The organism is Bradyrhizobium australafricanum (genome assembly GCF_020329495.1).
In the GTDB taxonomy this organism is placed as follows: Bacteria; Pseudomonadota; Alphaproteobacteria; order Rhizobiales; family Xanthobacteraceae; genus Bradyrhizobium; species Bradyrhizobium australafricanum.
Genome location: NZ_JAGKJL010000022.1, coordinates 95,995 through 109,702, shown reverse-complemented (window position 1 = coordinate 109,702; position 13,708 = coordinate 95,995). Strand labels below are relative to the sequence as shown.

Below are 13,708 nucleotides of genomic sequence, written 5' to 3'. Positions count from 1 at the left end.
AATGCGGGTCCGCAGCAAGTGCACAACGAACGTCGCCGATCTGCGCCTGAAAACGAGCCCGGTACTGCATGGCCATCCCGATCACTGGCCCGGACCCAAATGGCTTTACGTTCAGCCAGGCCCGGCAACTGCAAGCTGTCCTTCTGAACCAAGGACGAGTCTAGCTTCGAACTTTCGACACTCCCGATCCAGTGTCTGCCGGATCCATTCGATATCCCGCCGCGCCGGAATGGAGAGACGGAAGTTCCTGATCTGGAGCGGAATCAAGTTGAGCGCGTGAAGACAGCCGTCGGTCGCATCCAGGTCGGCGAAATACATCAACACCAGGTCGTCCCGGTAGCGCTCGTAACCTTGAATCCCCTCATAGTCGTTCAGAAAATCACCGCAGCCATACAGAATGAGACGATCCCGATAGATTTCGATCGCTCTCGGATGGTGCGACGAATGCCCATGAACGATCGACACGTTCGCCTGGTCGATGAGTGTTCGGGCAAAGACCATCTGTTCGTCCAGAATCTGATATCCCCAATTGGATCCCCAATGGATCGAAACGACGATCAGATCACCCGGCTTCTTGAGCGCCACGATTCGATCGGCAACCTCTGAGGCGCTCGCTTCGGACAGGTCAGGCAGCAGGTTGACGCCTGGAGCGCCCTCGGTGGCGGCCCATTCCAGGGGAATGCCGCTCGATGTCGAGCCGAACGAAAAGATCAGAAGCCGGGCATAGGCAAGATTGAGCACGGCCGGAGCGCTGGCTTCGCGATCGTTGCGCCCCGCGCCAGTCGCCCTGATGTCGAGCTTTTGTAAGGTTGCCAGCGTCTCCTCCAGGCCTGGGCGCCCATAATCGAGCACATGGTTGTTGGCAAGCACACAGCAGTCGATCTTGGCGGCCGCCAGACAATCTGCATTCTCGGGGCTCATGCGGTAGTTGACGCCCTTGCGCGCGCGGTCCTTGCTGCGGGTCACAGCCGTTTCGAGATTGATGATCCGCGCGTCCGGCCGCATCCGCGCCAACTGGTCCAGTGCGGCGCCCCAAGCATAGGACGGCCCATGGCGCCGTGGAATCCACCCGTTTTCATGCTCGGCGAGCAACACATATTCCTCCGCTGATCGCGCGGATTGTTCGTGAATTTCGGGGCTGCACGGGTGCGCCAACACTTGGTCGATGCCACGACCGCACATGACGTCTCCGCATAGAAAGAGCCGGAGCGATTTTCGATGTCCAGCGGGCAAATAGATTTCCTCAGGCATGGTCTAGCAGTGAGCCCCCCTGAACGCCGCCATCACCTCAGCAAGCATCCGTTGCTGCTCCCCCACATAACGTGGAGAGAAGTGAAACGGCTCGACGCGACGCACGTTGGCTTCTCGAGCAATTTCTCCAGCAGCTGTGGTCGTGAGATGGGCCCGGTGCCTCGCCAGCGCATCGTCCGCTCCTGCAAACGCGGCTTCGATGAAGAGGATATCCGCGTTCTGCACGAGCGCTACGATGGCGCCACGATTGGCCGGCGTATCGGCGACGTCGGTGACATAGCCAACTTTCTGTCCGGCCGTGACGGTGAGGAGATCACGCAAGGCCCCAAGTGGAACGAGCCGATTGTCCGAAACTGCCGATCCATCGATCTTGATCAAATGATCGTCCGCGCGTCGTTCGGCCACGGCCTGCTTGAGCGAGCGCAACCACGGACCAACGGGCAGCCCGCGCTCCAACAACCGGTTCTTCCAGACATTGACATGCGCCGCCTCCTGCAGCGCAAAGGCAAGGCAGGGCGTACCGTGTTCAAGGATCACGGCTGACACTTGATGGGTCGGTTCGTCGCAGATCACCCCGGCAACGGTCTTGCGAGAGACTGAGGCCTCTGCGACAAAAGCCTTCCTCAGCCTGAACCGCGTGCTCAAGATGGAATTCGCCGCTGCGAGCTCGCTCACGATGAAGACAAGATCGCTAGAATAGGTTTCGACCAAATTCCAGCGATAGGCCTGAAGCTTGTGAAAGACCCGCTCGGTAAAGCCGGATGGACCAAAGAGCTGCACGGACTTCTCGTGCCCGACCAGCAAGCGAAGCAGGTGGTCGAATCCAACGAAGTGATCGATATGCTCGTGCGAGACGAAGACCTGGTCGATGCGTCGTATCTTCCGCGGCGACAGCGAAAAAATCTCTCCGATATCGAACAGCAGGCTGCGCTTCTCGAACAGCGTCTCCACATATACCGTCGGGTCGCCGTAGCGGCCATTGACCAGGTTCGGATGAAAAAGCGGTCGCATAGCAAGCCAACCTGCCGCAGTTGCCCGACGGACTTCCTGATCTAAGCAGACTTTATGGATTTCGCACTCGCCAAAATCGAGCCACACGGCCGCAATCTGGTCGCGCTCGTCCGCCGATCCGGCGAGGTCGCGCCGGCTCCGTAGGAACTCTCAGGCCCGAGCCCAGGTCCGAAACCTATGTCCCCTGCAAGAAAATGGAGGGAGCCATGAAACTCGTTTCAAGCGCCTTCGCCGACGGAGCGCAAATTCCGAGACGGTTCACCTGCGACGGAGAAGACCTCTCGCCGCCTCTGCAATGGTCTGATGCGCCGGCGGGAACAAAAGTTTTGTCTTGCTCTGCGACGACCCAGATGCGCCCGCCGGGACGTGGCACCATTGGGCGGCTTACGATCTTCCGGCAGTCCTAACGGAGCTTGCGGAAGGCGCCGCGCGGAACAAAAATGTGAAACAGGCGGTCAATGATTTCCACAAAGTAGGCTATGGCGGCCCGTGACCGCCTCATGGCCATGGGCTTCATCATTATCACTTCCGGCTGATTGCCATCTCCACCGACCTGCTTCAGGCAAAGGCCAACGTGTCCTGCCGCGACATCGAACGAGAGGCGCGCAAGTCCGGAATCGCGGAGGCGACCCTCGTCGGCTGGTATAAGAGATAGTGACAACGGGAGTTGCTCGGGCCACTTTCCGAGGCTTTAGATGTGATCAGTACGACCTGACCACTTGCCCTCTTTCCATATACCACCGTCGCAACACGGCGGCAGCCAATGGAGTGCTAGGCCATTTTCTTGTCCTGCAGCGATTCATCCGGGTGACGACGATCACGGCGCCGATTCGATTTGCGGACATATGTGATGAGTGCTTCGGGGTTCTCAAGCTTCATCTTGAGAGCTGCAAGTAATGCGTCCTGAGCTTCGATGGTGAGCGCCTTGGTACGCGTCGTCGCGAGCTTCAGTCCGACCGTGTAGTCGTCATGGCAGTTTCCTTACCTCTAACAATACCTCAGGCGGCGGACCGTGGAGCCGAGAACGTGAGTTGCCCCCACAGACCGATCGGCGATTATTTTGGGATAGTTGACGCCGACATTTAGCAGTTCGACTACCGCGATCGCGCTTGTGAGCTGCCAGGAGGTAGCTGCGTCGATGTCGAACGCTTCGCCGCGCAGCCTCATGGCTTTGTTGCACTGCGTTCTTCTGCCGGCCAGCCATACGTGGATGCCGCGGCTCCTAGGTCAGGCCCTTCCCAGGCTCTGCGGCGTACAATTATCTTATTGAAATAAAAAATGATTTTCGACTATCGCGTCTGAGCGGGATCGGGCCACTTCGGAGCGAGTTCAGCCTAAGACGCGCATACCTTCGCTCTTTTGCGGACTTCCAAGAGGAGAAGAATTCAGCACAAAATAATAGAGAGGAGATACCTTGAGATCGGTACGACATACCCGCTTGGCGGCTCACCGAGGAAGGCCGCTGCGCTATTTGCTCCACCGCAACCCTGGCTTGTTCGAGGCACGCCCGGGCAGCTGGGGCAGCGGCGCAGCCTGATCAGGATCGGCAGGCGGGAACGCGCTTGAGTAAGGCTGATGGCGGCGTCGAGGCGCCTTACTGCCGGTGTTGGAGCGTGAGTCCGATTGGGAGGAGATCACGATGAAGATTGACAGCACCACATTTGGCACGATCACGATTGACGGAAAAACCTATGAGCACGACGTGGTCGTTCGTCTTTCCGGCGAGATTGTGAAGCGGAAAAAGAAGCTATCAAAGAACCTCTACGGTACCTCGCACGTGCTTTCAGAAGACGAGGCAAAATTTCTCTTCGAGAAGGGGTGCGACCAGGTCGTCATTGGCTCGGGTCAGTTTGGCAACGTGCACCTGTCGCCCGAGGCTGAAGCCTATTTCGAGAGAAAGGGCTGCGAGGTCCTCTTGAAGCCGACACCCGAGGCGATCGAAATATTCAACAGATCGCGTGCAAGAAGGATCGGGCTCTTTCACGTAACCTGTTGACCCAGCCGTTCTTACATTTCAGATGATTCTGATCGGGCGTGAGCTTTAGGCAATGCTGGTTGGGGTGAGAGGGATCGACCTCCGAATAGCGGGATCGGATACCCTGCTATCACGCGAGTAATCAGTAGAATTGCGAGGCCTTGCGACACCTCAAGCAAGTTGCCCCGCCTCGTTGCACGCGGAACGAAGAGATTTCGTGATCGTTCGAATCTGAGGGTGCCTCCTTCAAACTCTCCCTCGGAAATCTTGGCCGTGCACGTGCACGGCCCGAGCCGGCCCTGTCCGACTTCAAAGGGCCTGCTCTCGTTGGCTGTCGCAAGATTTTTCTTGATCTCCCAGTGCACACGTCGTGCACACGCCGCCCTCTAACCAACTGAAAATATTGAACTCTCGGTCCAATCCATCATCGGGGCGACGGAAATTTTCCATGTCATCTCAATTGCCTAGCCGCAACATCGGTTCAATGCAACATGATGTTTCGAAGCGCTGCCCGGCCGAAACAGGCCCGGCCCAACCAAAATATCGAAAACAACCCCATGCAAAGTAGCTTCGCCATTGCAGGGAGCTCAACGGAGGCGGTCAGAACTGTACCGGCTACCCGGGAAGTCGACAGACATCCGGATGCAGCAGCGGCGCCTCCTTGATCCAGATTTTCGCGCCCTGCGGGCCCACCGTCGCTTTCAGGTCGACGCCGTCGGGTAGCCGACCCCAGCCCTGCGGCTGCAGCGTCTCGCCCCCGATCGTTAGTCCCCCCGATAGAACAAAGAACTCGAGCCCGCGCGCGTTCGCAAGGCTGATGATCTCACCCGGCCGCCAGTCTTCAAGGCGGACCTGTTCGTGGCCGTCCTTAAATAGAATGCTGACGCTGCTTGCACCGGGGCGCGGCGCAACCTGTTGGCCCTCACCTGGCTGACGCACGACCTGGGTCCGGTCCTCGTCCCGGAACTGCCAGAGCCGCACGAAGATGGTGCAGCCGTCCTTCGAGGCGGGGACATGTGACGTCCCCGGAGGGTTGCGGAAGTAGCTGCCCGCGGGATAGTCGCCATGCTCATCCTGAAAGGTACCTTCAAGGACGACAATCTCTTCTCCACCGCCATGCGTATGACGCGGGAAGGCGCTACCGGGAGCGTAACGCACGATCGAGGTGGCGCGCGCGACCTCGGCGCCAATGCGGAACAGCATGCGCCGATCCACGCCGGCCGACGGACTGGCCACCCAGTCCAGCTTCGAGGCGTGAACGATAACAGGCTTTGACAGATCATCGTTGATGCGCATCGTTACTCTCCCTCAGGCGGCGCCATCCGAAACCCACCCCTTCGCCATTTCGGATCTCTTGACCAGCGCAGGTGCCTAAACCAGGACACGTTCAGATTCCCGCGAGCGGAACGCCACTCGCCGCATTCTGCGGTCGTCGTGACGCGATCAGCCGCCGCGCCTCTTCGGCTCGACCACTGCGCAGCAAGGCGCAAGTCACGGAATATTCCAGCAGGTCGCGCTGCGCGCGGCTGCCTCCAACCCTTTCATGGGTTGCCAGGACGGGCGTTAGCTCATCGACGACCCGTGTCCAGTCGCCCTTGGCCAAACCATCGAAGCCGCGCGCGATGGGCACCACCATGTCCGCGGCGGGTCCCTTCGGGTTCTCGATGATCCCGGCTAAGGCCTCCGCATCGCCGGCCATTGCAAAGGCGAGCGCGCTGTGCATGTCGGCAAAGATGATCCCCGAGTTGGGAAACCACTTCGCCGCATACTGGCTGATCTCGCTCCACAGTTCCGGATACCGCGGCTCGCCCGCCATCTCGGCGCGTGCAAGGAACGAGGCGCAATCGGTGAGGACATTGATTTGCGGCCCCCACGAGCCGCCCGGATGCAGCGCCTCACGATAGATTTGCCAGGCTTGATCCCGCCTGCCGGTCTCCAGCGACCACAGGGCAAGATGCCAACTGATATGGCAATGCAGTTGCGCCTCGCGTGGGTAAGCGGCGTTCCATTGCTCGAGATAAGCCAGCCCCTCCTCGCGCTGTCCCTTCTCATAGAACAGATGGGCCTTGATATGCGCAGCGTGAGCGTTGCGGGGACAACCACGAAGTGCGGTCTCGATATTCCTGAAACCACTGTCGAGCCTGTGCAGCTCGATTTCGGCAAACGCGAGCACGGTTCGAAACCACCAGTCATCGCCGTAATGGGTTGCAAGCGGCTCCAGCATCGCCAGTTGCTCAACCTCGCGGCCGGACTTGCCTGAGAAGCCGATCAAGCCGAAGACACCGGTGGCCGGTGCCAGCACCATGGCATCGCGCGGCCAGTGCTTCATATGTTCGGCGATCGCCGAAACCGCCGCAGCGCCTTGACCACTCAGGATCTTGGCAAAGATCGCAATATGACCTTGCTCGCGCGAAGTCGTAGCCGGCGCTAGCGCGATCGCGCGTTCGAGCGGCGCTTTGACTTCGTTGCCGCGACCGAGCAGTTGCAGGGTTCGCGCAAGCGCGATGTGTGCCAGAGCGAAACCTTCGTCGGCGGCGATCGCGTCGCGGAATGCCTGGTCAATTCCCGATCCGGCCGAGAGCAGCTTGTCGACGCCGGCGACATATGCGTCGCGGGCGGCGGCAGAGCTTGTGCTCAAGGGGTTACCGTACCGGTCTTCAAGAATGTGCACCCGATTTCCCATCGAACTCTCGGTCATTTTGATGACACTCCCTCCATGGAAACCTGCTTGGCCTTGGCTTGCCGCCGGCGGCGCTCATCACCCAGCTTGAGCAGCCGCTCGCGATCCTCTGGATTTACTCTTCCATACCGGGGCCGCCAAAGGGAACCCTCCTCCTTCCACACAAATGGCGCTTTCACAGTCGTTCGTGGCGCCGTCGCCGTGTCAAAAAGGGCGAGCGCCTGGCGCATGATTTCGCGCTGCATGTCCGGTTGCCAGGGATGCCCGCAAGGATTGCCCAGCGGGAAATCCGTGAAGTAGAACCGTGGCACGCCGCAGTGCTCCACGACATCCTGCGCCGAGCCGACAATGAGCGTCGGAATGCCGTTCGCTTCCAGATGCCGGGCCACCAAGCTTACGGTCTGATGACACACGGGGCAAAGGGGGCAAAGGATCGCAGCATCCGCCCCGTCTTTTCGAACCCGTGCCAGGATTTCAGGTGCATCCTCCGCGTTCGTTTTCCGTTGGCTGTATTCTGTCGGCACGCCGTGAAAGTGCCGGGTCAGTCCGACGAGGGCGCCTTCGCCGACCAATCCGAAAGCGGCTTCTACCGGTAGGAAGCTGCCCGGATCATTGGTGTGGGTCGACTCCTTGTCCCACGCAACGTTGTCGGTAAACAGTTTCCCGGGCGGCGGCGAAACCACACCCGACCATACCCGTTTGACGCCGTCAAAATCCGGCGGACTGGCCGTGGTAATCAGTGCGATACGCAGGTCCGATGATGGTTCGGCAGGTTTGATGAAAGGGACATCATCGAAGGTCGCCCAGACATAGTCGTTGTCGTAACCAAGGGCACGGTAATATTGGCGCGTTCGCTCCATATATTGAACTGGGGTCTCCGCTACGCTCATGTGGATTCTCCTCGAGACGCTAACTTGGTCGTGCGGCGGGCCGGTATGAAAAGCCGATGAGTGCCAGCAACGCGGCGAGCAGTGGTGCGAACGACAGCATCAGGACGGTCGACCAGCCGAAGGACGACAACAGCCCGCCCGAAAGAAAGGAGCCGATGGTCATCGTGCCGAAGACCACGAAGTCATTGAGCGACTGAACGCGCGCCTTTTCCTCGGGGCGATGGCACTCCAGAACCATCGCGGAGGCGCCGATGAAGCCGAAGTTCCAGCCGATCCCGAGCAGGCTCAGCGTCGCCCAGAAATGCACGACATCGATCCCGAGCAGGCCCACCGACGAAGAGGCCACAATCAGCACCAGCCCGACCGCGACGATCGCGGATGCACCGAAGCGCGTGATCAGGCGGCCGGTCCAGAAACTCGGGGCGTACATCGCGATGACGTGCCACTGCAGACCGAGATTGGCCGATTCCTGAGGCAGCCCGCAGAGCTTCATCGCCAGCGGGGCTGCGGTCATGAGGAAATTCATGAGCAGGTAGGAAACGACCCCGCAGATCACGGCCAGGACAAAGCGCGGCTGCCGGGCAATCACAGCGAGCGGCCTTCCGGCGTTGAGATGCGTTGCAGTCAGTGGAGGAAGCTCAACGCCCGCCAGAACGACCGCGGAGAGCGCGGCAACCGCCGCCTGGCCGACAAACGTCGCGGCAAAGAGGTACGGTGCCCACAGGTTCATGGTGTGCGTCACAAGCTGTGGACCGATCACACCGGCGAACACACCGCCAGCCATCACGGCCGAGAGCGCGCGCGGACGCCGTTCAGGTGCTGCGCAATCGGCCGCCGCAAAGCGGAACGAGAGCACCACGGCCGCGTAGACGCCGCCAAAGAAGGTCCCGGCGCAGAATAGCGGGAATGACGCGTTGAGTACCGCCAGGAGCGCAATCAAGCCTGCGAAGACGCCGCTGCCTGCACCAAGCAAGAATGTCGTGCGCCGGCCATAGCGCTGCGCGACAACGCCCGCCGGCAGCGTGCACAGAGCCATGCCGACGACAAAAACCGAGACCGGCAGCGTCGCAAGTGCCTTGGTGGGCGCCAGCATGTCGCCGACCACGGCCCCGGTTGCGTAGACGACCGTGGAATTGGCGCCCGCGAAAGCCTGGGCGACGGCCAGCCTAGCGACGTTGTTGCGCTCGCGGCGAATGACGGTCGGCGCCTCATGGCTGGGAACGGAAAAATTGAAGTTCACGCTGCGGCTTGCTCCGCCGTTGGATGTCCGTCGACGGGACGTCGCCGATCAGACCGGTGGCCGGTCCACCGGGCCGTGGATCACCGCGTCGGAGTTAAGAAGAAATCGCTGGACTTTTCCTTCTACAGATTGCCAATTTATGTCGATGAAACGTCACATGTCGCCATGGAATGCCGGCTGGAAGACGGTCGATGCCCCGCACGGCCTCGGATCACCGAAGCCTTTGATCGTTCGGGTGCAGTCTCTTCCTGCGAGGAGCTACTTCGCCGAACACAGTCACAGCTGGAATCAGCTGGTCTACGCGATCTCAGGCGCGCTCACCGTGAAGGCTGATGGACGAAGCGTCGTCATTTCACCGGAACAGGCCGTCTGGCTGCCGGCCGGTACGAAGCATTCGGTCGGCTCCCTGATGGGAGCGGAATTCCGGAGCCTCTGGGTCGCCAATGCTGCCAGCCAAGGCATGACTTCCGGCACGACCGTCATCCATGTGTCCCCGCTCCTGCGGACGCTCATCGTGGAAGCCGCGTCGCTGAAAAGCGAGGATCGTCGCTACGCCGATCGCGTTATCGCGCTCATCCTCGATCAGTTGCGGCGGGCGACGCCGATCTCGGCAGCGTTACCTTGGCCCACCCACCCGGGCCTGCTGGCCCTCTGTGAAACCCTCTACGCCGATCCAGCGAATCCTCGCCGCGCCGAGAGATGGGGGCGCGAGATCGGCATGTCGCCGCGAACCTTGACGCGACACTTCGAGCGCGAAGTCGGCATGAGCTTGCGTGCATGGCGTCAGCGTCTCCGGCTGCTCAAGGCTATCGAATTGTTGGGCAGCGACCTGCCGATCACGGAGATCGCGTTGCGGCTGGGTTACTCATCGGCCTCCGCATTCATATTCATGTTTCGCTCTGAAATGCGCGTTAGTCCCCTGCAACATCGGCGCAGTCTGGGCCACGCGGCCAGCAGAGGGACTTCATCAAGGCATCGATCCGGATCTCGAGATTCGCCCCGCCGGGCGCGCTGACCCTTCAGCCGTAGGGCGACTCTCAATGACGAGGTAGGCGCGAGCTGTCCCTGCCCCGTCATCCAGCGAAAACGACGACCATGATCGATCCCCAGGTCGTCAGCAGAATATTGGAGATCGGATAGGCGGGCGTGTAGCCAAGCACCACCACGGAGCTGCCCGAGCGCTCCTGAATGGCCGCCATCGCGGCCGTCACAGTCTGTGCGCCGGTCAATGCACCGAGCAAGAGGATCGGGTTCATGCGCAGCACGAAATGGCCGAAGCAGAAGCCGACGATCTGCGGCAACAGGGTGACGATCATGCCGCCCAGCAGCAGCCCGATGCCCGACTCGCGTATCGCGGAAAGGAAGATCGGCCCGGCATGAATCCCTGTCAGGCCGACAAAGGCCGCCAGTCCAAGCGACGTCATCAGGCTGATGGCGCCGTCGGGGATCCGGCCGAAATACGGCAGACGCGTGCGGAGATACCCGACCAGAAGTCCGGCGAGCAGCGTGCCGACGCTGGTGCTCAGCGAGATGGTGATGCCACTAACCGAAAAGCTTATGAGAACGCCAAGCAGGCCACCGAGGAAAATCGCGAGCCCCAGCACCACGAAATCGATCGCGGTGCTCGGCGCGACGATGACGCCGATGCTCTTGGCCGCGTTCTGCACCACGGCTTCGGGACCCACGATGCTCAGCAGATCGCCGCGCTCCAGAACCGTGCCCGCAGCGATCGGAAGCGCTTCACCGCCCCTGCTCACGGAGCGCAGATAAAGGCCGCGCGTCCAGTCTCGTTCAGACGCCCGCTGGAGGCTGCTGCCCGCGAGCTTCGCGTTGATCAGGAACACGTCCGCCGCGACCACGGGGATATCGAGGAGCTCCCGGTCCTCGACCTCGTCCCCGAGCGGTCCGATCAGTTCGACGATGATCTGGCGCGGCGCCGACAGCGCGACGACATCGCCTGCCGCCAGCACCGTTGCAGGCTCCGCCTCGAGGACGCGCTCGCCGCGACGGATACGGTGGATGAACACGCGCTGCCCGGGCACGCGCGTTTCGGCGGCCGCAACTGTCAGTCCGACGATCGCAGCGTGAGCATCCAGCCGGTAGGCGCGCAGTTCGAACTTGCGCCAGGCCGACGCGAGGCCGGGCTTGGCGCGCGTGATGCCCAAGGTCTGCTCTAGCTTGAGCGCCTCCGCCTTCAGATCGATTTTGAGCAGCGCCGGAACGACAATGGTGCAAAACGTGATCACGCCGGCATAGCCGAAGATGTAGCAGACCGCATCCGCGACCGCGATATGCGAGACAAACAACGCGCGCTGTGCCTCTGACACAGGCAGGGAATTGACCGCGTCGGTCGCCGTACCCATTGCAGCGCTCTGGCTGAGCGCGCCCGACAGGAGCCCGGCGGCAAAGCCGGGGTCGAGCCGCAGCACGCGTGCCACGACGATCGCCGCCGCAAGACCGGTGAGGCTCACGACAACGGCCATCAGCATGGGCTTCAGCCCGTCGCGCTTCATCGCCAGCACGAATTGCGGACCGACCGAATAGCCGACCCCGAACAGGAACAGCAGGAACAGGAACGATTTGGTCATGCTCGAGACGGGCACATGCGCGAAATCGCCGACCGCGAGTCCTGCGAACAGCGCGCCCGTCACCGGGCCGAGGCTGAAAGCGCCGATCTTGAAGCTCCCGATCCAGTAGCCCGCCGCGATCACCAGGAACAGCGCGAGCTCCGGATAACGAACGAGAAATTGCGCCAGCCAGCTCAACATCGTCTCAACACGGTCCCGGGCCGCGGCTATGTCATCATCATCACCAGCACCATGCCCCAGATCGTCAGCAGCGTGTTTCCGACCGCGTAGGTGACGGTGTAGCCGAGACCGGGAATCTGGCTCTTCGCGCGGTCGTTGATCATGCCCAGCGAAGCGGTCGTGGTGCGCGCGCCGGAGCAGCATCCGAGCAGGATCGCGTCGTGGAAGCGGAACACGTATTTGCCGACGAACATCGCCAGGATCAGCGGCACGGTGGTCACGACGACGCCCCAGAGGAACAGGCTGAAGCCGAGCTTTTGCAGGCCGGCGACAAATCCCGGGCCAGAGGAGATTCCGACCACGGCAATGAAGACGTTCAGGCCGACCGAGTTCATGAACCACACGGTGGGTGACGGGATGCGGCCGAAGGTCGGATGCACGGATCGAAGCCAGCCGAAGAACAGGCCGGAGATCAGCGCGCCGCCGGAGGTGGACAGCGTGAGCGGCACGCTTCCGATCTTGTAGACGAACGCGCCGACAAGAGCGCCGATCGCGATGGCGGCGCCGATGAACGCGACGTCGGCAACGTCTGTCGCGCGATCCGGCCGGCCCAGCAGCTTTGTGGTGGCGGCGACATCGGACGTGCGTCCGACCAAGGTGAGAATGTCGCCCCGATTGATCTTGGTGTTCGGCAGGATCGGAATCTCGGTCGCGATCGCGCCCCGGGCGATCCTGCGCAGGAATACACCGCGAGCGCCCGGTTCCTTCGCCAGTTGCTCCAGCGTCTTGCCGTCGACGTCCTTGCTGGTGACGTAGACATCGACGCCTTCGATCGGCACGGCCAGCAGCTCGCGATCGTCAACCTCCTCGGCCTGCTCGCCGATCAGCTGCACCAGCACATCGCGGCGCCCGGCGACGGCGACGACATCGCCGGCATGAATCACGGTGTGGGAGGTTGCCTCCACGATCTTCCCGTTTTGCCGGAGCCGGAGAACGAAGATGCGATGATCGGGAATCAGCGCCTCGGCCTGCTCGACCGTCTTGCCGACGACCGGCCCACGCTCGCTGACGCGGTAGGCACGCAAATCGAACTGGTGCCAGGCCGTGCCCGGGCCGCCCAGCTCCTTCTTGCCGCCATGCTCCTCCTCGTATTTCTTGCATGCGGTCTCGAGATCGATCCCGAGCAGCGCGGGCCCGAGCAGCGCCAGCACGATCGCCGACCCAACCGTGCCAAAAATATAGGTCACGGCATAGGCGACCGGCATGGCGTCGAGCAGCTTCTTGGCTTCGTCGGCGGGCAGATCAAGGCGATTGATGGCGTCCGTTGCGAGGCCCATCGACGCGGAAATCGTCTGCGAGCCGGCATAGAGCCCGATGGCCGATCCGACGTCGTAACCGGCGAGCTTGGCGCCGAGATACGCGGACAGCAGACAGAAGACGCAGACCACCGCCGCGAAAACCGCTTGCGGGACGCCGTCCTGCGCGATGCCGCGTACGAATTGCGGTCCGACGCCGTAACCGATTGCAAACAGGAACATCAGAAAGAAGAACGGCTTCAGCGGCCCTGATATGGTGATCCCGATCTGGCCGATGATGACAGCGGCGACCAGTGTCGCGGTGACCGCGCCCAGTCCAAGCCCCTTATAGGTGAAGGAACCGAAATAGTAGCCCAGGGCCAGCGAGAGGAAGATCGCAATTTCGGGATAGGTGCGGAGCGTCTGGAAGAGCCAATCGATCATGATGTCACCCGTTCATGCTGTCCCGGGGCTTCGGCGTGTGCCCGCTCCGATCTCGTGCGGGGTGCCGAAAAGGGCGAGCAACCGTATCGGTCGACATCAGACGGCGGTTGGCGAGCAGGATGTTGATCTATGTCAACCGCCGCTGCGAGAGCCTCGCGATTTCATGATCTTGCCG

Annotated in this window: 10 protein-coding genes and 1 pseudogene; 3 read left to right on the top strand and 8 right to left on the bottom strand. The window is 61.6% G+C overall.

The genetic code is table 11. The annotated features are described in order from the left end of the window. Window positions 1–111: 111 nt before the first annotated feature. Together J6525_RS20980 and J6525_RS20975 are read right to left on the bottom strand one after the other, a co-directional pair. Entirely contained in the window at window positions 112–1,251 is a 1,140-nt protein-coding gene (locus J6525_RS20980; RefSeq protein WP_225646115.1) for a CapA family protein, read from the bottom strand. 3 nt (window positions 1,252–1,254) lie between these two features. Continuing rightward, entirely contained in the window at window positions 1,255–2,349 is a 1,095-nt protein-coding gene (locus J6525_RS20975) for a ribonuclease Z (RefSeq protein WP_225646114.1), read from the bottom strand. A 107-nt stretch (window positions 2,350–2,456) separates the two neighbouring features. Between J6525_RS20975 and J6525_RS20970 the strand changes: the two are divergent. Both J6525_RS20970 and J6525_RS20965 read left to right on the top strand, forming a co-directional pair. After that, a pseudogene (locus J6525_RS20970) lies at window positions 2,457–2,917 on the top strand (YbhB/YbcL family Raf kinase inhibitor-like protein). A gap of 984 nt (window positions 2,918–3,901) precedes the next feature. Further along, window positions 3,902–4,258, top strand: coding sequence for an Mth938-like domain-containing protein (locus J6525_RS20965; protein WP_225646113.1), 357 nt, complete (start codon window positions 3,902–3,904; stop codon window positions 4,256–4,258). A 594-nt stretch (window positions 4,259–4,852) separates the two neighbouring features. Here the strand turns inward: J6525_RS20965 and J6525_RS20960 are convergent. The 4 genes from J6525_RS20960 to J6525_RS20945 all read right to left on the bottom strand — a co-directional run bounded on the left by J6525_RS20960 (window position 4,853) and on the right by J6525_RS20945 (window position 9,047). Next, window positions 4,853–5,533, bottom strand: coding sequence for a cupin domain-containing protein (locus J6525_RS20960; protein ID WP_225646112.1), 681 nt, complete (start codon window positions 5,531–5,533; stop codon window positions 4,853–4,855). Window positions 5,534–5,624: 91 nt separating this feature from the next. Further along, a complete protein-coding gene (locus J6525_RS20955; RefSeq protein ID WP_225646111.1) occupies window positions 5,625–6,935 on the bottom strand; it encodes a tetratricopeptide repeat protein in 1,311 nt (436 codons plus the stop codon). Beyond that, the gene (locus J6525_RS20950) at window positions 6,932–7,807 is read right to left on the bottom strand and encodes a glycine reductase (RefSeq protein WP_225646110.1); all 876 of its coding nucleotides are present in this window, start codon (window positions 7,805–7,807) and stop codon (window positions 6,932–6,934) included. The genes J6525_RS20955 and J6525_RS20950 overlap by 4 nt, the downstream gene beginning before the upstream one ends. Window positions 7,808–7,826: 19 nt before the next feature. Next, window positions 7,827–9,047 carry an MFS transporter gene (locus J6525_RS20945; protein ID WP_446471729.1) on the bottom strand — a complete coding sequence of 407 codons (1,221 nt, stop codon included), beginning with the start codon at window positions 9,045–9,047 and terminating at the stop codon, window positions 7,827–7,829. Between J6525_RS20945 and J6525_RS20940 the strand changes: the two genes are divergently transcribed. Further along, window positions 9,037–10,062: an AraC family transcriptional regulator gene (locus J6525_RS20940; RefSeq protein ID WP_312009812.1), complete on the top strand. Its 1,026-nt coding sequence runs from the start codon at window positions 9,037–9,039 to the stop codon at window positions 10,060–10,062. The genes J6525_RS20945 and J6525_RS20940 overlap by 11 nt on opposite strands. Before the next feature lie 58 nt (window positions 10,063–10,120). Here the strand turns inward: J6525_RS20940 and aspT (J6525_RS20935) are convergent, their stop codons facing one another. Beyond that, complete coding sequence (gene aspT, locus J6525_RS20935) at window positions 10,121–11,815, bottom strand: aspartate-alanine antiporter (RefSeq protein WP_225646109.1); 1,695 nt, start codon at window positions 11,813–11,815, stop codon at window positions 10,121–10,123. A gap of 26 nt (window positions 11,816–11,841) precedes the next feature. Beyond that, window positions 11,842–13,533: an aspartate-alanine antiporter gene (gene aspT, locus J6525_RS20930; RefSeq protein ID WP_225646108.1), complete on the bottom strand. Its 1,692-nt coding sequence runs from the start codon at window positions 13,531–13,533 to the stop codon at window positions 11,842–11,844. Window positions 13,534–13,708 lie beyond the last annotated feature (175 nt).